Source organism: Streptomyces abyssalis (assembly GCF_001751365.1).
In the GTDB taxonomy this organism is placed as follows: Bacteria; Actinomycetota; Actinomycetes; order Streptomycetales; family Streptomycetaceae; genus Streptomyces; species Streptomyces abyssalis.
Genome location: NZ_LJGT01000038.1, coordinates 391,875 through 410,858 on the forward strand (window position 1 = coordinate 391,875; position 18,984 = coordinate 410,858).

At 72.2% G+C, this 18,984-nt stretch carries 16 protein-coding genes; 5 read left to right on the forward strand and 11 right to left on the reverse strand.

The features are described from left to right. The first annotated feature begins 44 nt into the window (after positions 1-44). Positions 45-1,238, forward strand: coding sequence for a GlxA family transcriptional regulator (locus AN215_RS08950; protein ID WP_079122831.1), 1,194 nt, complete (start codon positions 45-47; stop codon positions 1,236-1,238). Positions 1,239-1,267: 29 nt separating this feature from the next. Here AN215_RS08950 and AN215_RS08955 read toward each other — a convergent pair whose 3' ends face one another. Both AN215_RS08955 and AN215_RS08960 read right to left on the reverse strand, forming a co-directional pair. After that, positions 1,268-1,771 (reverse strand): ATP-binding protein, encoded by a 504-nt coding sequence (locus AN215_RS08955; RefSeq protein WP_070031134.1) that lies wholly within the window; start codon positions 1,769-1,771, stop codon positions 1,268-1,270. A 426-nt stretch (positions 1,772-2,197) separates the two neighbouring features. Beyond that, entirely contained in the window at positions 2,198-2,575 is a 378-nt protein-coding gene (locus tag AN215_RS08960; RefSeq protein ID WP_171904156.1) for an STAS domain-containing protein, read from the reverse strand. Between the two features lie 471 nt (positions 2,576-3,046). Between AN215_RS08960 and AN215_RS08965 the strand changes: the two genes are divergently transcribed. Together AN215_RS08965 and AN215_RS08970 are read left to right on the forward strand one after the other, a co-directional pair. After that, entirely contained in the window at positions 3,047-3,631 is a 585-nt protein-coding gene (locus AN215_RS08965) for a sigma-70 family RNA polymerase sigma factor (protein ID WP_070013115.1), read from the forward strand. 248 nt (positions 3,632-3,879) lie between these two features. After that, entirely contained in the window at positions 3,880-5,214 is a 1,335-nt protein-coding gene (locus AN215_RS08970; RefSeq protein WP_338057914.1) for a zf-HC2 domain-containing protein, read from the forward strand. Positions 5,215-5,262: 48 nt separating this feature from the next. Here AN215_RS08970 and purU read toward each other — a convergent pair whose 3' ends face one another. From purU to AN215_RS09000, 6 genes are all read right to left on the reverse strand, one after another. Then, the gene (gene purU, locus AN215_RS08975; protein ID WP_079122832.1) at positions 5,263-6,249 is read right to left on the reverse strand and encodes a formyltetrahydrofolate deformylase; all 987 of its coding nucleotides are present in this window, start codon (positions 6,247-6,249) and stop codon (positions 5,263-5,265) included. A gap of 67 nt (positions 6,250-6,316) precedes the next feature. Beyond that, on the reverse strand, positions 6,317-6,763 hold the full coding sequence (locus tag AN215_RS08980; protein ID WP_070013113.1) for an SCO4402 family protein: 447 nt from the start codon (positions 6,761-6,763) through the stop codon (positions 6,317-6,319). A 131-nt stretch (positions 6,764-6,894) separates the two neighbouring features. Then, entirely contained in the window at positions 6,895-8,691 is a 1,797-nt protein-coding gene (locus tag AN215_RS08985; RefSeq protein ID WP_070031135.1) for a hypothetical protein, read from the reverse strand. Between the two features lie 139 nt (positions 8,692-8,830). Next, on the reverse strand, positions 8,831-10,219 hold the full coding sequence (locus AN215_RS08990) for an NsdA family TPR-like regulatory protein (protein WP_070013111.1): 1,389 nt from the start codon (positions 10,217-10,219) through the stop codon (positions 8,831-8,833). A gap of 288 nt (positions 10,220-10,507) precedes the next feature. Continuing rightward, a complete protein-coding gene (locus tag AN215_RS08995) occupies positions 10,508-11,425 on the reverse strand; it encodes an alpha/beta fold hydrolase (RefSeq protein ID WP_070013881.1) in 918 nt (305 codons plus the stop codon). Between the two features lie 706 nt (positions 11,426-12,131). Continuing rightward, positions 12,132-12,827, reverse strand: a complete 696-nt coding sequence (locus AN215_RS09000) for an iron-dependent transcriptional repressor DtxR (RefSeq protein ID WP_070013110.1) — start codon at positions 12,825-12,827, stop codon at positions 12,132-12,134. A 220-nt stretch (positions 12,828-13,047) separates the two neighbouring features. Between AN215_RS09000 and AN215_RS09005 the strand changes: the two genes are divergently transcribed. Beyond that, positions 13,048-13,800 (forward strand): SIS domain-containing protein, encoded by a 753-nt coding sequence (locus tag AN215_RS09005; RefSeq protein WP_070013109.1) that lies wholly within the window; start codon positions 13,048-13,050, stop codon positions 13,798-13,800. A 54-nt stretch (positions 13,801-13,854) separates the two neighbouring features. Here the strand turns inward: AN215_RS09005 and AN215_RS09010 are convergent, their stop codons facing one another. Together AN215_RS09010 and pdxH are read right to left on the reverse strand one after the other, a co-directional pair. Beyond that, positions 13,855-15,423: a PAS domain-containing protein gene (locus AN215_RS09010; RefSeq protein ID WP_070013108.1), complete on the reverse strand. Its 1,569-nt coding sequence runs from the start codon at positions 15,421-15,423 to the stop codon at positions 13,855-13,857. A gap of 508 nt (positions 15,424-15,931) precedes the next feature. Then, positions 15,932-16,579 carry a pyridoxamine 5'-phosphate oxidase gene (pdxH, locus tag AN215_RS09015; protein ID WP_070013880.1) on the reverse strand — a complete coding sequence of 216 codons (648 nt, stop codon included), beginning with the start codon at positions 16,577-16,579 and terminating at the stop codon, positions 15,932-15,934. A gap of 412 nt (positions 16,580-16,991) precedes the next feature. On the opposite strand from pdxH, the gene AN215_RS09020 reads away from it, so the two are divergent. After that, a complete protein-coding gene (locus AN215_RS09020) occupies positions 16,992-18,092 on the forward strand; it encodes a citrate synthase 2 (RefSeq protein ID WP_070013107.1) in 1,101 nt (366 codons plus the stop codon). 52 nt (positions 18,093-18,144) lie between these two features. Here AN215_RS09020 and AN215_RS09025 read toward each other — a convergent pair whose 3' ends face one another. Next, the gene (locus tag AN215_RS09025) at positions 18,145-18,942 is read right to left on the reverse strand and encodes a MerR family DNA-binding transcriptional regulator (RefSeq protein ID WP_070013106.1); all 798 of its coding nucleotides are present in this window, start codon (positions 18,940-18,942) and stop codon (positions 18,145-18,147) included. Positions 18,943-18,984 lie beyond the last annotated feature (42 nt).

Sequence of the window (18,984 nt, forward strand, 5' to 3'; positions counted from 1 at the left end):
GGCGCACGAGTGGCCGGGAGGCCATGTTGTGCGAGGATCGGGCCATGGATGCGAGAGCCTTCGATGCGGGTGTCACGACGGCGGACGCCACGGCTGCGAGTGCTGTGACGACGGGTGTCACGACGGCGGGTGCCGTGACGGCGGACGCCCCGGCTGGAGGTGTCTTCCGCCACCCCGGCCGTCACCGTGTCGCCGTGCTCGTACGGCACGGTCTGCTGCCCATCGAACTCGGCATCCCGCACCGCGTGTTCGGCCGCTCCTGGGACGAGCGCGGCGAGCCGCTGTACGAGGTCGTCACGTGCGCGGTGACGCCCGGCCCGGTCCGTACGGACGCGGACTTCACCGTCGATGTCCGGCACGGTCCCGAGGCGCTGGCCCAGGCGGACACCGTGATCGTGCCCGCGTCGCACGAGCTGGACGACGCGTACGCGAGCGGCCGCCTCGAACCGCCCCTCGCCGGCGCTCTCGCGCTGATCCGGCCCGGCACCCGCGTCGCGTCGATCTGCACGGGAGCCTTCGTGCTGGCCGCGGCCGGGCTGCTGGACGGCAGGCGCGCGACCACGCACTGGTCCTCCTGTGAGCGTCTGCAGCGCCTTCACCCGGACGTCGAGGTCGACCCGGACGTGCTCTACGTCGCCGACGGGCACGTGCTGACGTCGGCGGGCGTCGCGTCCGGAATCGATCTGTGTCTGCACATGGTGCGCGAGGACTTCGGCGCGGAGGTCGCCAACTCGGTCGCCCGGCGCACCGTCGTGCCGCCCCACCGGGACGGCGGCCAGGCCCAGTTCATCGAGCGTCCCGTACCGCAGCCCGGTGTCCACACGACGGGCACCGCCCGCGACTGGGCGCTGCGGCACCTGGAGCGGCCGCTCGGCCTGCGTGATCTGGCGGAGCAGGAGGCCATGAGCGTACGGACGTTCACGCGGCGGTTCCGCGAGGAGGTCGGAACCAGCCCGCAGGTGTGGCTCACGCGGCAGCGCGTCGAGCGGGCGCGGCATCTGCTGGAGAGCAGCGGCCTGGCCGTCGAGAAGGTCGCACGGGACGCGGGATTCGGCTCGGCGTCGTCGCTGCGCCTGCACTTCCAGGCCGCACTGGGGATCTCGCCCAGCGCATACCGGCGCACCTTCCGCGTCCGTGGCGACGCCCCCGAGACGGGCAACGGCGGCAACAGCGGCGGCGGCAGAGGCGGTCGCAGCGTCGACAGGGCGGGCGACGGCGCCGGGGGCGCCGCCGCCTGAACCCGTGCGTCCACGCCGGCGGGGCGCGCCTACGCGGGTAAGACGCCGTCCGGGCCGCTCACCGCGCCCGCCGTCAACTGCCGGGCGGGCGGGCCGGAGAGAGCGGACAGCAAGCCCTGGCATCCCTGGCCGGGCCCGGGCGTGTCCAGTTCGCACCAGATGCGCTTGCCGAAGCCCTCCCTCTGCCAGCCCCAGCGGTCCGCGAGCCCCGAAACCAGCTCCAGGCCACGCCCGTTGGTGTCGTCGCCTTCGGCGTGACGCTGACGTGGCGGGCATGTGCTCATGTCGGCCACCTCCAGGCGTACGGCCCCCGGCGCATGGCGTCCGGGCAGCAGCATGCGGAGCACCGACGGAGTGCCCGCATGCACAACGGCGTTGGTCACCAGCTCGGAGACCAGCAGGAGCACCGTCTCCGCCAGCGCCTCGTCACCGCCGATTCCCCAGCCGGCCAGCCTGGTCCTGGCCCATCTGCGTGCGCGCCCCACCTCCGCCGGGTCCGCCCCGATCTCCAACTGCACCTGAAGCACCCGCACTGCTCACACCGTCCGAACTGGCAAGCACATCGCCTCGCGTCCTCATGAGGTCACGGACCGTGACCCCGTCGGAGAACAGCATGATTGACGCATAGTTGGGGCAACAAGCGCTTCGGGCATATTCCGGCGCAAAGGACCAGCCGTGCTGCATACTGCGCGGCACCACTTGGAAGACCGCACCGGCCCGGCCCCGCGCACGCGCTTGCGGTACGGGCGGAGAATCGCGGCGGGACGGGGCGGCGCAGGCGAGGGCCGGACGACGGAACGGGTCGGCACAGGCGAGGGCGGGACGGACGATCCGCGGCCGGCGGCGGCTCCGGCCGCACGACGTCCAACGGGTCGACGGGGCAGGCCGGTTGACGGATCAGTCAGCCAGGCCGAAGGGTTCAGTCCCGCTGAAGGGCCAAAGCGAGGGGAGCGGGAGAGTCAGGCGGAGAGCGGACCGGCCGCCGTCTGCTGGGTGGCGGCGGGCAGATCCGGATAGCAGTCGAAGAGGCGTCGCACGCCGAGCGCCGCCAGCACGCGGTTCACATGTGATCCGTCCTCCGCGCCCTGCGCGGGGAGAATCAGCCGCAACTGCCCGGCACAGGAGCGCATCAGCCGCCTCGAAGCGATCAGGACTCCCACACCGCTGGAGTCACAGAAGAGCACTTCCGAAAGATCGAGAACGAGACTGCGCCGTCCGTCGGCAACGGCGTCGTGTACGTGCTGCCGCACGGCGGGCGAGGTGACCAGATCCATCTCTCCGGAGACCCGGAGAACGGCCCACTCCCCCCGTTCCTCCTCCAACACCTTCAACGACACGTCCTCGTATCCCCTTCGCTCGACTACGCCTGCCTGGGCCCTGCGCCTACCGGAATGGTCCCTTCCCTGTTCGGCTGCCCGGCCCCCCACGGTCAAAACGAGCCACTCACCTGAGCCTATGCGCTCGGAAGGCGTCCTCCCCCGCAATCGTCACAGTCATACCCGCATGACCCCCTGGCAATTTCGGGTGTGATCACGCGCCGACACTTCCTGAGCAATGCCGCAACGTGACGGGATCGACACCATCAGCGATCAGCACTGGAGGCACATTGCCGCAAAGGGGCGTGCGTTGTCAGCCCCTCGCACTACATTCGAGGTGCCGGGTTGCGAGAGGATCACGGCAGGCACGGCAATCGGCAATGGAGGCACTCCCCCTCGCTCCTCCCCCTCGCTTCGCGGGGAGGTGCCCCCAGGGGGACCTCCACCCAGGCCGAAGGCTCTGGGGGAGGCACGGATCGGCTGGGAGTCACCATGGCGAACGAGACACCACCGCGCTGGGACCGGAAGATGCAGCAGCGTCTCGCGCGTGGAGAAGCCGCAGCACTGGGCGAGTTGTACGACCGTTTCGCTTCGCTTGTGCACAGTCTGTCCCACCGGGTGCTCGACGACGAGTCGGCTGCCGACCGCGCCACGCGCGACGTCTTCGGTTACATCTGGGAGAACCCGCACGCCTATGACCCGAAGAAGGGCCCGATGCGCTCCTGGATAGCGGGAGTCACACAGGAGATCGCGGCCGGATGGCTGCGCAGACAGCACAGCGGACAAGGCCCGCAGCCGCCGGAGTCCCCGGAGCGGCGTGAGCAGATCGAGGAGAAGGTCCGCGCCGCGTCCACGGCCGCGCGCGCCGACTACATCGTCACGTCGATGCCCTCCTCCCTGCGTGCCGCCCTTGAACTGACGTACTTCCAGCGCCGCGACTACCGCCAGGCGGCACGGCAGTTGGACGTCACGGAGGACGAGGCCCGGCGCCGGCTGCGGCTCGGCCTGCAGCTGCTGTCCTCGGCGGCGAGCCATCCGATGCCCGCACACCCGACCGCCCTGGGGCGTCCACGGTGAACGGGCCGTACGAAGACTTCCCCGGCGGACGGGACGGCGGCACCGGAGGCGCCGGCGGCACAGGAGGCACCGGGGACGGTGAGGGCGGCGCCCGGGGCGGCGCGCACCGCATACCACCGCCGCGGAGCCCCGCGGAGGACTCACCGTTCGAGCCGTACGAACCGCGGTCTCAGGAACCAGAACCAGAACCGGAACCGCGGCCACGACCGGACGCGGCCGACGCACAGGAGGCGCAGGACGCACCCGAAGTGACGGAGCTGCCACGGCAGTTCGAGCTCCGCGAACCGCCGGCACCGCACCCCGGCACGGCCCCGGCGCCGCACGGTCCGTCCGGCCGGACCCCGCCCCGAGGGCAGCCGCTGCCCCAGGAGAAGGCCACGCACGGCGAGCAGGCCGGGCCCGAAGAGCAGCCCGCGTCCGGGGAACAGCCCCTGCCCGAAGGCCTGTCGGCCGGACAGCTCGACCACCGCGTGCTGAAGTCCCTGCTCGGAGCGTGGGCGCTCGCCGCCTGTTCCGCGGAGGAGACGGCCGCCGTCGAAGGCCATCTGAGCGAATGCGGCGCCTGTGCCGATGAGGCGCTGCGGCTGCGCGACGCCGTCGGGCTCCTGCATCCGGAGGACAGCCTCGACCTGGACCCGATGCTGCGCTCACAGGTGCTGGAGGGCTGCATGGTGCGGCGCGCGCCGCGCGTTCCGGTGCCCGAGTGGGCCGCCCCCTACGACGCGGAGGCCTCCCGGCTCGACGCCCTGCTGCGGGACATGGCGGACGCCGAGTGGTTCGCACCCGTTCTGCTGCGCTGGTTCGACGGGCGGCAGCACGCGGAGCGTGAGACGACGGTCGCCGGGGTCATCGCTCATCTGCTCGCCGTCGACGGCCTGGTGGCCACCGCGCTGGGGCTGCCCGACCCGCTGGACGCCGCCGTCCCGGAGCGCGCCGCGCAGGGCGGCGGACCGTCCGGTCCCGCGCGGCGCACGGAGGAGTTCTGGAACGCCGACTGCGATGTGCTCCGCACGCCGAGTGCCCGCGGTCCGTGGCGGGAGCAGGGTCACGCCATGGTGCGTACGGCGTCGTTCGCCGGCAGCGGCGCCGCCGGACTCGACGTCCTCTACGGCGACTTCACTCTCCCCGTCCGTGACGCGCTCCTCGACCGGGCCTTCGAGTGCTGGATGCACGCGGAGGACATCGCCGACGCCATCCACTATCCGTACACGGCACCGCAGGGCAAGCACATGCACCGCATGGTCGACCTCGCGGCGCGGCTGCTGCCCGGGACGATCGCCTGGCGCCGCCGTACGGGCCTGGCGGGAGCACCGCAGCGGCTGACGACCGCGGGAGCCCCGGGGCGCGCGCTCCATCTGGAGGTGGAGGGCGACGGCGGGGGCGACTGGTACATCCCGCTGGACTCGCCCGCGGCGTCCGTTCGCCCGGACGACGCGGTGGCTCATGTGGCCCTGGACAGCTACGAGTTCTGCCAGCTCGTGGCCGGTCACGTGCCGCCGCTGGAGACCGCTGCGGGCCAGGACGGCGACCCGGAGGCCGTACGGGACGTCCTGTTCGCGGCGGCCTCGCTCTCCCGCATGTAGGGCACCCCCGACCAGCCCCGGCGGCGCGACGGGCGGACCGCCCGGCCGTCAGGCGAAGACGACGGTGCGGTGTCCGTTCAGCAGCACCCGGTGCTCGCTGTGCCACTTGACCGCCCGCGCGAGCGCCTGGCACTCGACGTCACGCCCCACGGCGACGAGCTGCTTCGGCGACGCCTCGTGGCCCACCCGCTCGACCTCCTGCTCGATGATCGGGCCCTCGTCGAGCTCCGCGGTCACATAGTGCGCCGTGGCACCGATCAGCTTGACGCCGCGGGCGTGCGCCTGGTGGTAGGGCCGTGCGCCCTTGAAGCTCGGCAGGAACGAGTGGTGGATGTTGATGATCCGGCCGGGCAGCTGCTTGCACAGGCTGTCGGAGAGGACCTGCATGTAGCGGGCCAGCACGACCAGTTCGACGTTCTCCTCCTCGATCAGGTGCAGCAGCCTCGCCTCGCTCTCCTGCTTGCTCTCCTCGCTCCCCTTCGTCACCGGGATGTGGTGGAAGGGGACGCCGTATGAGCCGGCCAGCCCCTCGAAGTCGGTGTGGTTGGAGACCACGGCGGCGATGTCGACCGGAAGGGCGCCGCTGCGGGAGCGGAAGAGCAGGTCGTTGAGGCAGTGGCCGAAGCGGCTGACCATCAGGACGACGCGCATGCGCTCCTCCGCCGGATGCACCTGCCAGTCCATGTGGAAGGAGTCGCCGACCGCCGAGAAGCTCGCACGCAGCTTGTCCACCGTCACGCCGGGGTCGGCGGAGAAGTGGACGCGCATGAAGAACAGGCCCGTGTCGTGGTCACCGAACTGCTGGCTGTCCTCGATGTTGCAGCCCGTCATGAAGAGATAGCTCGACACGGCGTGCACGATGCCCTGCTTGTCAGGACAGGAGAGCGTGAGGACGTACTCCTCGCGGACTCCGCCGGAACGGGAGGACGTGGGGTGCTGTGCGGTGTCCCCGGAGGCGGTCCCGGAAGTGGCCCGGGAGGCGGTCCCGGAGGCGGTCCCGGAGGTGGTCCCGGCATCGGCGTGCGGCTGGCTCATGTGCCAAGCCTTGCACAGCCGGAGGGCCCCTCCCGACCGGTGTTCTTGAGGCGGAGTCCTGCGTTCCTCAGACGGAGTGCAGCATGATCGCCAGCACGTCGAGGGAGCGGGGCGCCTCGTCCGGGTCGTCGCCGTCGTTCGTGGCAAGCCGTACGTGTGCGTCGCGTGCCGCCCGTACCGCTTCGGACCAGCCGTGGTGCTCCATGTACGAGGCGACGGGGGCGTCGGCGCCGACCTGGTGCATTATGCGCAGCACGCGCAGCACCGCGGTGTCGACGAGGGCGGCCTCCTGCGAGTCGCGGAAGATCGTGCCGACATACTTCTCGGCCGACCAGTTGTCCAGCCAGGTGTCCTCGACGAGGCGGTACACGGCGTCGGTGACGTCGCCGTAGCCGGGCCGGCCCGTCGCCCAGCAGTCCTGCTGGAAGGAAGGGTCGGAGAGCATGTGCAGCGCCGAGCGCACGTTGCTGCGCCAGCGCCACCAGGGCATGTCATGGACGGGCATGGGGTCCATGGTGGTGGACCGGGGGGTGCGACGGGAAGCCCTCGCCGAATCTCGCTCGGAGGAAGCCCGGGGCACGGAACGCTGCTGCATGGTTCTCGACCATACGTTCCCCTGTGCGGACCTCTGACCGGGGCCCCGCGTCAGAGTTCGCCGACCTGCCGCTGCTGGAGCCCGTACTTCTTCGCCGTGGGATTCCAGAGCTTGGCCGCCTGCTTCTTGGCGGCCGTCGCCTCGCCGCTGGAGCGCGCGCCCAGGCCGGTGTGCGTGGTCGTACGCGCCTTGCCCTTGCGGCAGCCCTTCTTGCCGGCGGTCTGGTCGGCCCAGGTCGCGTAGTGGCTGTCGGCGGAGGCGGAGGACTTCCAGGCTCGGGTGAGGGAGGACTTCAGCTGGGCGTTGGCGGGGATGTCACCCGTCTCGACCTTGCCGAGGCGGGTGACCAGGCTGTTGCGCTGCCCTGCCGCGGCCCGCAGATCACTGGCGGCCTGCTTGAGCTTCTTGCAGGACTTGATGTTCTCCACCGAACGGATCACCGTGGCGCGGCTGTTGTTGCTGTCCGCGAGAAGCTTGTCGAGCTCCTTGGCCTGCGCCTCGGCGGGGTCGGGCCCCTCGGACTTCTCACTCGCGGGTGCCGCGGAGGACTTGCTCCCGGACTTCCGGTCGTCCTTGTCGCCGCCGCTCAGCGCGGCGCCCGCCACCATGCCCACACCGGCGACGACGGCGACGCCGACCCCGATCAGGATGCCGGGCGACATGCGGGAGATCGCGCTGCGCTCCGCGTTGCGGCGGGCGGCGCGGCCCTGCGGCGGCTCCCACTGGCCGTTCTGCGCGCCCTGGCCCGGAACCTGGCCGTGGGCCTGTCCGTAACCGGGACCCTGACCGTACGGACCGGACGGACCGGCGGGACCTGGCTGCCCTCCGGACTTGCCGAGGCCGCCGACCCCTCCGCCGCGGCGCTGACGTGCGACCGCCCCGTCGAAGAGGGGAAGGCTCTGTGTCGCGCCCGGCTCACCGGAGCCGGGCGCGGCCCCCGGCTCGGAACGGAAGAGGCTCTCGAACCCGGCCGGGGGCTGGGGCTGGGGCTGCTGGGCCGGGCCGCCGTGACCGCCCTGCCCGCCGGCGGGGGCCTCGGGCGGCAGCGGCGAACGGAGCTGTGCCGTCGACTCGGGGTCGGCGGCCGGCGGGCCGCCGGTCTGCGGGGGAAGCATCTGCGTCGCCTCGGCGTCGGCCACGGGCGGGGCCTGACCGGGCTGGTACTGACCGTGCTGGTACTCGCCGGGCAGGGGCGCTCCACCGGTAACCGGCGGTATGTACTGCGTGGCGTCGGCCGACGCGTCCGCGGCGGGAGCCGCCGAAGCGAACTGCTGGGCGGCGGGCGGCTGTTGGGCCGGCTGCGGCGACTGCGGCGGCAACTGCCCGTTCCCGTACCAGGCCTGGCCTGCCTGCGGTTGGGGCGTCTGCGGTGCGTGCGGCGCGTAGGGCGCGTACGGGCCCTCCCCTGGCTGCGCGGCAGGCAGAGGAGCGCCGGCGGCCGTCTCCGGCTGTACGGACGCAGGCGGCTGGCCCTGGGAGTGGGGAGCGGGCGGCGGCGTGGAATCGCCGCCGCCGAGTCTCCCGCCCCGATCGGCGCCCGCCTCCTCCGTGGTCCCCGGCAGCGAGTGCTGCTGAGGCGGCATGGCGGCGGGCGGCTGCTGCCCGGGCATGGCAGGCGGTGTCTGCGGCGGAGGAGGGAGCGGCGAACCCGAGTGCTCCCCCGACGTCACGGCCGCCTGCGACTGAGGCCCCCAGGGCTCGCCCCAGGGCTGCCCCGCTGTCGGCTGCCGCTGGGCCTCGTCGACCTGACGCTGCTGTTCCGGGGTCCAGGGGTCGCCGTTCGCCGGCAGCACGACACCCTCGTAGAGGGGCTGGTCGCCCTGTCCACGTCCGCTGTGCGCTGTCACCGGGACTCCTCGATCGATCAACTGACTGCCGGAACCGTCGGGTCACGCTACCGGGTGGCCACGAGGAGCGACCACGCAGCTGATGGGGCGACACCAACCCTTCACCTCGGATATGGAGCAAACCCGAACAGAAACGCACTTAGGCGGCCGCGGAGGCCTCCAGCCGCGCCGTGAACTCCCGCACGACCGGCTCCTTCACAAACGGCACAAGTCGCCGCCGGAAGTCCTGGAGGTACTCGGCGCCGCGGCCCGAGCGGAGAGTTGAGAGAAGTTCCATCCCGTTTGCACCGGTATGGCAAGCGTGTTCAAGCTCACGTTTCTCCAACTGGGCGGACGCCAGCAGGAACGTACCGATGGCCCGCCGCCGCACCCGGTCGGCGGGATGGCCCGCAAGTGACTCACCTGCCAGTTCGGCGGCCTCCCGCGGCCGCCGCAGATCCCGGTGGCAGTGGGCCAACTCGTCGGCGAGATAGGCGCGTCCGAAATGTGAGATCCACACCGGGTCGTCGGACGGGTCTCCCGCCACCGCCCGTTCCATCGCCGACTGCGCCCTGCCCGCCGCCTCCAGGCACGCCCGTACGTCTCCCAGCAGCGCGTGCCCCCGCGCCTCGGCCACGCAGAACATCGCCTCGGTACGGGGAGTGGCGTGGCCCCGTGCCCCCTCCTGCGCCGCGCGCGCCAACTGGGCCGCCTCGCGCGGGTTTCCGAGCGACGCCGTCAGATGGCTCATGCTCGCCGCCAGTACGTATCCGCCGTATGCGCGGTCACCGGCGGCCTGCGCCAGACGCAGCGCCTGGATGAAGTGGCGCTGCGCCAGACCGGTCTGCCCGGTGTCGACGGCCATGTAGCCGGCGAGTTCGGTGAGCCGTGCCGCCGCGGCGAACAGGGCACGCCCCACCCCTTCCTTGTACGAGCCGACGAGCAGCCCGGAGACCACGCTGTTGAGGTAGTGCACGACGACGGGACGCACGTGCCCGCCGCCGAAGCGGTGGTCGAGCTGACAGAGCGAGTTCGTGGTCGCCCGCACGGCCGCTACGTCGGACATGCCCACGCGCGGCCCGGCGCTCCGCGCGACCTGCCCGTCCGGCGTGGTGATCAGCCAGTCCCGGCTGGGCTCGACGAGCGCGGACGAGGCGACGGTCGAACCGCCGAAGAAACCCTGGCGTCCGACGTCGCTGCGCCACAGCTCGCACACCTGCTCTATGGCTCCGGCGACTGTCGGCGCGAAGTGCAGCCCGACGCCGGCGGCCTGGTTGCGGCCGTCGGCCATTCCGATCTCGTCGAGCGTGACCGTGCGCCCCAGTTTCCGGCCGAGCGCCTCGGAGATGACCGCGGGGGCCCGGCCCCGGGGCTGCTGGCCGCGCAGCCAGCGCGCGACGGACGTCTTGTCGTAGCGCAGATCCAGTCCGTGCTCCACACCGCAGACGTTGACCCGCCTCGCGAGCCCCGCGTTGGAACAATTGGCTTCCTGGATGAGTGCCTGCAGCTTTTCGTTGGGCTGCCGAGCGACCAGAGGCCGGGCGGTCATGTATCCCCCTCAGGACGACATTGGATGACCACTGCCCAGGACATATGCCCGTGTCTCAGTCGACGCACCGTCTTCCGGACAGCGCACCGCAGTGTGGAACTACCCCTTACGCCCGGACACTTACGCGTGCGCCCCCCGCAGTGCCCCTGTGCGCCCTGCGGCTCCCGCCGCAACCGGGCGCTTCTCCGGCCCCGGAGAAGCGCGGGGATACAGGGGAGGGCGACCACGACGGCGAGGGTCCGGCAGGGCGACCACGACCGGCAGACTCGTCCGCTCGGCCGGACACGGCTACCCGTCGGCGGGAAGCACCGCCTGGAGAAACGGTTCGACCACACGGCGCCAGTCGGTGGGCTGATCGAGATGCATGAGGTGACCCGCATCCGGCACCTCCGCGTAGATCCCACGCGGCAGCACACGGACCATCTCCTGGGCCTCGGCGCGGCCGAGTTCGCCGTCGATGCCCCGTACGACGAGCGTCGGGCAGACCACGCGCGCCAGCTCGTCCCAGTGCGCGTCGTGCACCCACGTCTCGCGCACCTGCAGCATCTGCCGCCGGGAGAAGACCGGCCACCAGCCGTCGTCCTTCTCCGTCATCACCTCGGTGAAGAAGTCGCCCCTGGAAGCCTGCGGCCGCTCCAGCGCCGGATCCTCCTCGCCGAACCACCGGCGTACGTCGGCGAGGGTGGCGAACGGCACCGGCCAGGACTTGAACCACTCCTCCCACTCCCGCTGGGACTGCTCCCCGAGCGCCGCCGCCTTCATGTCGCAGATGATCAGGGCGTGTACGAGGTCGGGCCGCTTGGCGGCGAGCTGCCAGGCCGTCAGGGCGCCCATGGAGTGGCCGATGAGCGCCACCGGCGCCAGATCCAGCTGTTCGATCGCGGCCTCGGCGTCCGCGACGAACTCCTCGCGGTCGTAGGGGTCCCGGTCGTCGCCGGCGACGGGCTTCTCGCTGCGTCCGTGGCCCCGCTGATCGAGGCCCACGGCCCGGTAGCGGCCCGAGAGCCAGCGCGCGGTGTCGGCCCAGTGCGCCGCACGGCCCATCAGACCGTGCAGCAGCAGCACGCTCTTCGACCGCGTTAACGGCTTGCTCTCCCGGGCCCCGGCGCCGGGCTCCGCTTCCGGGCCGCACTTGGGCACGTCGGAGAACTCCCATGCCGCGAGCCGGACTCCGTCCGAACCAGTCACGTCGAGCCGTCGCACCATCCGCTCCGGCACCCCCATTCCTTCTGACCGCTCCCCCACGCTATCGAACTTCTATTCGAACGCGCCGCGGTCCAGTGGAAACCCCTACTTTCGAGTGACTGCGTTCAAGGGTTGATCGCCGGGGTCGTGGAAAGACAGCTACCGGGAGGAGGGCTGACCCTGAGAGCTCGGGGCTCTGGGTCGCCTCTAGGGGAAAAGGGGAGGCGGGGCCCCGGACGCCGAAGGCGCCGGGGCCCTTGTCATGGCGGGTGCCGCGGCGCTTGCCCGGCCGCAGGCCGGGGAGTGCGAGGCTTCCGGGACCGGCGGGCCGGACGCGACACCCGGGCCCGAAAAGCAGGGGTCTGCGAGGCGGTTCGGATCCGCGCGAGGACGGGTCCGGTCTGGGCGGCGTCCCGCCTCCCGCTCCGCCGGCCAGCTCGGCCCGCATAGCGCGATCCATCGACGGCTCCCCTCCGCCCGTACATGCGTAGCCACAGCGTCGCACGGCGCATGGCCGGGCACCCGGTTTACCGTAACTTTCGTACCGGCAGGCCTCTTTGGGAAGATGTTCCGCTTTCAGTCCGGGCGCACATGCCCGGCGCACACACCCTGACCTGCTGACGGGCCGTCAGGGATTGCGAAAGCCGCAGCCGCCGCTCGAACCGGCGTACACCGGAGACCCGGAACCCCGCGAATCCGGATACGCCGGGAACCGACTACGCCGGGATCAGCGCCGCGCGACGAACACGTGCGAAGCGATGTCCGAATCCAGCTCGGCCGCCTCGCCGCTGCTGCCGATCTGCACACCGCCCGTCGCACCGGTGTGGACGCTCACGACCGCGCCAGGCTGCACGCCCGCACGCCGCAGCGTGTACATCAGCTGCGAGTCCATCTGGATCGGCTCGCCGATGCGGCGCACCACGACGGTCTTCGCGTCGCCGCCCGCCTCCAGATCCGTGAGGCTGACCATTCCCTCGTCGAGGAAGGACTCGGTCTCCGCCTGCTCGCCCAGCTCCTCCAGGCCCGGGATGGGATTGCCGTACGGCGACTCCGTCGGGTGCCGGAGCAGCTCGAGGACGCGGCGCTCGACCGCCTCGCTCATCACGTGCTCCCAGCGGCACGCCTCCGCGTGCACCTGCTCCCATTCCAGGCCGATCACGTCGACCAGCAGGCACTCGGCCAGCCTGTGCTTGCGCATCACGCGGGTGGCGAGCCTGCGGCCCTCGTCGGTCAGCTCCAGATGCCGGTCCCCGGCCACCTTCACCAGGCCGTCCCGCTCCATGCGCGCCACGGTCTGACTCACCGTCGGCCCGCTCTGGTCGAGGCGCTCGGCGATACGGGCACGCATGGGGACGACGCCTTCTTCTTCGAGCTCCAGAATGGTGCGGAGATACATCTCCGTGGTGTCGATCAGTCCGGACATGCGTGCCCCTCGTCAGTCGTGCATCGTGGCCCTGCTCCAATTCTGACGCATCGGTCGGACAACCGTCCCTCCCTGGACGCATCGCTCTCTTGACAGACGACTGGTCCAGACCTCTAACGTGATCACGCCGCACCCGGACGGGGACGAACCGGCGGCCGGCGGCCAGGGCCCGACGAAGGGCACGGAGACGCACACGACGAGACCCGGGGGGACCTGCGGGATGAGCGACAACACGCTGGCGAGCGACTTCTTCGACGCCGCGATATCCCTGCTCCAGCAGGTCAGGGACGCCGCCGCGGAGGACATCGCCGCCGCGGGGACGCTGCTCGCCCGCACCGTCGAGGACGGCGGCCGCGTCTTCGCCTTCGGCGCCGGGCACTCCTCGCTCCCCGCCCAGGACGTCGTCTACCGAGCCGGCGGCCTCGCCGTGATGAATCTGCTGCCGGTTCCGGGCGCAGTCGGGGTCGATGTGCGCCCCGCCACGCTCGGCAGCGCCCTGGAGCGTGTGGACGGGCTCGCCTCCGCCGTACTCGACACCGGTCCCGCCCGCGAAGGCGACCTTCTCTTCGTGATCTCCCTCTCCGGCCGCAACGCGCTGCCGGTGGAGATGGCGTCGCACGCACGCACCCTCGGGATCAAGGTCGTCGGCGTGACCTCCGTGGCCTACGCGCACGAGACGACCTCACGCCACTCCAGTGGAACCTTCCTCAAGGACCACTGCGACATCGTCCTCGACAGCCGGATACCGGTCGGGGACGCCGAGTTGAGCACCGACGGCGTCCCGGCGCCCTTCGGTCCTGCGTCGACCGTCGTCACCAGCGCGCTGATGCAGGCCGTGGTCGCCACCGCCGCCGGTGAACTCGTCTCCCGCGGGATCGAACCCCCGCTGCTGCGCTCGGGGAACGTCGACGGCGGGCTCGCCTGGAACGACACCGTCATGGAGCGCTACGCGGACCGCATCTTCTACCACTGACGTGCCGGCCGGCCGACCGGCCGGCGCGCTGCCAGGCCGGTGCGCCGCCACTCCTCAGTGACCGGCGCCGCCCGGCCCCCGCGGCGCCTGGGTCAGCTGCGCCATGTCCACGGCCGCGGCGATGCGTACGGCGATGTCCTCCGCGTACGCGGCGTCCGAACGGTCGAAGGAGCGGCGGCTCGCTCCCCGCAGGAAGGTGACCACCCCCAGCGTGCGGCCCCGGCTGCGCAGCACCGTGCACAGCCCGTGCACCGTGCCGTCCGGCCACTTGCGGGCCGCCGCCCAGCCCTCGATCACGGCACCGCCGGCCGATCCGGCGGCAGCGACTCCCCCGACACTGGCCCTTACCGAACCGCAGCGCGCGTAGGCCTGATGCGCCGGGTGCCCCTCCGCGTAACTGACGGGGATGCCGCCGAAGGCCCCCTGACCGGCCTGCCCGGCGGCCATGTGCCGCTGGAGCGACGGCACCGGGTCCGGCCCGGAGGCGGGCGTCGCCGCGACCCGTACCAGGCCCGGCTCGCTGCCCTGCCCGTCGGCGTCGAAGGCGTCGAGGCCGTGGCTGTCGCCCCTCTCGCCGTCCCCGGCCGGGAGGGCGAGGTCCAGCAGGGCGTGATCGGCGAAGCCGGCAAGCGCGAAGTCGAGATGGACGGTCGCCGCTTCCATGGGCTTCTCGCACTCGGCGGCGGCACGCGCGGCACGGTGGAGCTGGTTGTCGCGGAAGCGCAGCCGGTCGGCCTCCTGCTCCATGCGCTTGGAGTCGGTCACGTCCTGGAAGAGCCACGCGACCCCCAGCGGCACCGGCGCCTCCGCCATGGGCGAGGACAGCCGGAGGAATCCGCTGCGCCAGCACCTGCGGGCCCCGTACGCCTCGCCCTGCCCGGCTCCCTGCGGGCCCGCGCCTGCCGCCTCCCCCGGCCCGGGTCCGCGACGGCCCGACCGGAGGGTCACCCAGATCTCGGCCGGAGCGGAGGGCGGCCCGTCGGCCAGCACATGCTGGAGCGCGCCCTCCAGTTCCTCCACGCCCTGGTCGACGAGCTCACCCAGCGGACGTCCGAGCATCGCGGCACGCGAGACGCGGAAGGCGCTCGCCGCGGAGACGTTCACGACGGCGGGACGCAGATCGGCGTCGACCAGGACCACGCCCCAGGTCGCGTCCTCGAAGAGGCATTCGCTCAGCGCGATGGAGCGCTCCAGGTCGATCTGCGCGTGCACCTCGCTGAAGGCGCAGTAGACACCCATGGGACTGCCGTCCGCCGCGACGACGCCGGAGGCCTGCGTCCGTACGAGCAGCCGGCGGCCGTCCTTCGTCAGCAGCGCGAACTCGTGGACCTGCCGCCCCGGTGTGTCCATCGCGGAGAACAGCCGGGCCTGCACCTGCTCCGCGTCCGCCTCGCGCAGCGCCCAGCCCGCCAGGCCCTTGCGGCCGACGGCCTCCTCCTGCGTCCAGCCCAGGAGGCGCTCCGCCTCACGGTTCCAGTGGGTGACCGCTCCGTCGGCGTCGAATGCGCACAGCGCCGCGTCCATGCCGTCCAGCAGCGCGGCGAGCAGCAATTCGTCGTCGGGCCCCTGCCTGTCGTCGCCGTCCGACGACGAAGCAGCGTGGGTCCTGGATCGAGCGGACACCTGAGCACCCCCAGCCGAACGCGCCGATTGACTGCCGCTTGCCGCTGCGCGTACGGATCATTCAACTCGAACGTGACGCAGCGCACACGCAGTTCAGCGAAATCGTTGCCGCCCCGAAATCGCTTGCCAGTGTCTTTCGCGCTGCCTAGCGTGCTGAGTACACGAGAAAGGAGGTGATCCGGTAAATGATGCTTACCCGGACGCGTGAGGTGGCTGCGGCCTAGAGCCGACGCCACAGTGTGACGCCGGTATCGCCGGCCAATCTCAATGCAGTCACCCGGCCCGCGGGCTCGTCGGACTCGTCCGACCGGCGCCGTTCGCCCACCGCGAGCGGAGCAGCCCGCGGGCCGTTCTGCGTCTGTCCGCCTCCGCGGACGCTGAACGCGCCGGCCCCCGGGCATCGCGGCCCAGGCGGCGGTCCTTCCCCGGGTGCGGCGGCACAGGGCCCGCCGCGAGGCGCGCGGCCACCCGCGCGCAGCCATCCCCCCGTGCGAGGGTCCGGAAAAGTTCAGGGGCAGAGCCGCTCGACCGTCCAGCCCTCCGGGGACTGCTGCCCGCCGGCGCCGGCCGTACGGACATAGCGAAGCCGGTCGTGCAGCCGGTTCTCCCGGCCCTGCCAGAACTCGACCGACTCGGCCCGCACCCGGAAGCCGCCCCAGCCGGGAGGCGCCGGCACGTCCTCGTCCTCCGGATAGCGCTCCGCGAGGGCGGCATAGAGGCGGTCGAGTTCCGCCCTGGACGCCACCGTCGAGGACTGCTCGCTGGCCCAGGCGCCCAGCTGCGAGCCGTGCGGGCGGGTACGGAAGTAGGCCGCGGTCTCGTCCCTTCCGATCCGCTCGGCGATGCCGGAGACGATGATCTGCCGCGCGATGGGGTGCCAGGGGAAGAGCAGCGACGTCTGCGGGTTCACCTCGAGCTCGCGGCCCTTGCGGGAGCCGTAGTTGGTGAAGAAGACGAAGCCGCGCTCGTCGTACTGCTTCATCAGGACCGTGCGGGAGCTGGGCATGCCGTCCGCGCCGGCGGTGGAGACGATCATGGCGTTCGGTTCGTGGAGGCCGCTCGCGGCGGCGTCGGCGAACCAGCGCGCGAACTGGCCGTACGGGTCGGGCGCGAGCTCCTGCTCCGAGATGCCCTCGGCGCGGTAGCGGGCGCGCATCGCGGCGGGGTCGAGGACGGTCAGGGGAGCGTGGCGGGCGGCGTCTTCGTCAGCGTCGGGCACGCGTTCATCTTGCAGCATCGTCCGCTGCGTCGTCCGTGTGCCTGATCTCACCCCGTACACGGATGTCCGGGGCCGCGGGCAGGCTCCAGAATCGTCAGCCGGGCCATGGGGATGTTCCCCGGCACCCCTGCCGCGGCCCGTGTGCGGAGGAGTTGCCGGGCCGCCCCGTCACGGCCGTACGGACCAGGGGTGACCACGCTCCGCACGGGGCAGGCCCTGAAGTGGCGACGTCACGGTCCGCCAGCCGGCCTCCGGCGGTGGAACCCCCGCGTACCCGTCAGACCCGACACCGGCGAATCCGGTCGCGCCCCCGGCGTCCGGCGCCGACAACCTCATGAGGAGCCGCCTGATGTCCGACTTCGTACCCGGGCTCGAAGGAGTCGTCGCGTTCGAGACGGAGATCGCCGAACCCGACAAGGAGGGCGGCGCGCTGCGCTACCGCGGCGTGGACATCGAGGACCTGGTCGGGCACGTGTCGTTCGGGAACGTGTGGGGCCTGCTGGTCGACGGGAGCTTCAACCCCGGGCTGCCGCCGGCCGAGCCGTTCCCCATCCCCGTGCACTCGGGCGACATCCGCGTCGACGTCCAGTCGGCACTGGCGATGCTCGCTCCCGTCTGGGGCCTGAAACCGCTGCTCGACATAGACGAGCGGCAGGCACGGGACGACCTGGCGCGCGCGGCGGTGATGGCGCTGTCGTACGTCGCGCAGTCGGCGCGCGGGCCGGGCGTTCCGATGGTGCCGCAGCAGGAGATCGACAAAGCCGAGACGATCGTCGAGCGCTTCATGCGGCGCTGGCGCGGCGAACCCGACCCCAAGCACGTCGCTGCCGTGGACGCCTACTGGACCTCCGCGGCCGAACACGGCATGAACGCCTCCACGTTCACCGCCCGCGTCATCGCCTCCACCGGCGCCGACGTCTCGGCCGCGCTGTCCGGCGCGGTCGGCGCGATGTCGGGACCGCTGCACGGCGGAGCACCGTCCCGGGTGCTCGGCATGATCGAGGAGATCGAGCGCACGGGCGACGCCGAGGCCTTCGTGAAGCGTCAACTCGACCGCGGCGAGCGCCTGATGGGCTTCGGGCACCGCGTCTACCGTGCGGAGGACCCGCGGGCGCGCGTGCTGCGCCGTACGGCCGAGGAGCTGGACGCGCCGCGCTACGAGGTGGCGCAGGCGCTGGAGCGCGCGGCGCTGAAGGAGCTGCACGAACGCCGTCCGGACCGGGTCCTGGCGACGAACGTGGAGTTCTGGGCGGCGATCGTGCTGGACTTCGCCGAGGTGCCCGCGAGCATGTTCACCTCGATGTTCACGTGTGCGCGCACGGCCGGCTGGGCGGCGCACGTACTGGAGCAGAAGCGCACGGGGCGTCTGGTGCGGCCCTCGGCGCGGTACACCGGCCCGGGCCCGCGCGATCCGCGTGAGGTCGACGGGTTCGGGGAGGCGCTCCACTGACCCCGCACCCGAGTCGGTAGGAGGCGGCGGGAGCCCGGCTGCCCGCGCGTGTTCAGTCCGCGTCCGCATCTTCCGTGGCGGCGGGCTCCGTGACGCAGCCGTCGGGCCCCGTGACGTAGCCGTACAGCAGGCCGGAGCCCTCCAGCATGGCCAACGCCCGCCTGTCCAGCTCCTCCTGGCGCTGGGCGACCGCTGCGCGCAGCTCGTCCGTGCTGCCGGTGCGGCGCAGCCCGTCGAGTACGGCGACGACGCGCGGCAGCGGATATCTGCTCTGCCGCAGGGTGCTGACCAGGCGTGCGTCCCGGACCTCTCGCGCGCCGTAGCGGCGGTAGCCGGTCGCGGGGTCGCGCCGCGGAGCCAGCAGGCCGGCGTCCTCCCACACGCGAAGCGCCGAGGCCCGTACGCCGACGAGGGCGGCGGCCTCACCGATGCGCAGGTCCGGGCGCGGCATCCGGTGCGCGTCGGCCTCCGGGTCCTGTGCGGCGATCGCTTCGAGCGCGCGAGCGGCCTCGCGGAGGGAACAGCGCTGCTCGTGCAGCGAAGCGTGGCCTTCGCCGGCGAGCGCGAGCGCCCGTGGTACCTCGCCGTCGTGCACCGCCAGCATGATCGCCTGGGCGGTGCCGGGGCCGTAACCCCGCGCCAGAGCGCGGTAGGTGAGCAGCGCGCGGCGGTGCCGGCCGGTGAACTCGCGGTAGCCGGACTCCGTGCGTGAGGCGGGCGGCAGGATGCCGGCAGCCTCGTAGTTGCGGATCTGCTGGGCCGATACGCCGGCGGCCCGCGCGAGATCGACGGGGCGCAGTCGCACCGGACGGCGCACCGGCTTTCCGCCCTCGCCGTTCACACGCGGCATCCGCTCCTCCCTTTCCCCCGCCCGGCCCGTACGGGGCCGGTG

Bases quoted from the DNA above. Each gene is read 5' to 3' on its own strand.
- AN215_RS08965 (WP_070013115.1), top strand. From the start codon at position 3,047: ATGGCGAACGAGACACCACCGCGCTGGGACCGGAAGATGCAGCAGCGT.
- AN215_RS08980 (WP_070013113.1), bottom strand. From the start codon at position 6,763: ATGGACCCCATGCCCGTCCATGACATGCCCTGGTGGCGCTGGCGCAGC.
- AN215_RS09000 (WP_070013110.1), bottom strand. From the start codon at position 12,827: ATGTCCGGACTGATCGACACCACGGAGATGTATCTCCGCACCATTCTG.
- AN215_RS08990 (WP_070013111.1), bottom strand. From the start codon at position 10,219: ATGACCGCCCGGCCTCTGGTCGCTCGGCAGCCCAACGAAAAGCTGCAG.
- AN215_RS09005 (WP_070013109.1), top strand. From the start codon at position 13,048: ATGAGCGACAACACGCTGGCGAGCGACTTCTTCGACGCCGCGATATCC.
- pdxH (WP_070013880.1), bottom strand. From the start codon at position 16,579: ATGCGCGCCCGCTACCGCGCCGAGGGCATCTCGGAGCAGGAGCTCGCG.
- AN215_RS09020 (WP_070013107.1), top strand. From the start codon at position 16,992: ATGTCCGACTTCGTACCCGGGCTCGAAGGAGTCGTCGCGTTCGAGACG.
- purU (WP_079122832.1), bottom strand. From the start codon at position 6,249: ATGAGCCAGCCGCACGCCGATGCCGGGACCACCTCCGGGACCGCCTCC.
- AN215_RS08950 (WP_079122831.1), top strand. From the start codon at position 45: ATGGATGCGAGAGCCTTCGATGCGGGTGTCACGACGGCGGACGCCACG.
- AN215_RS08995 (WP_070013881.1), bottom strand. From the start codon at position 11,425: ATGGTGCGACGGCTCGACGTGACTGGTTCGGACGGAGTCCGGCTCGCG.
- AN215_RS09025 (WP_070013106.1), bottom strand. From the start codon at position 18,942: ATGCCGCGTGTGAACGGCGAGGGCGGAAAGCCGGTGCGCCGTCCGGTG.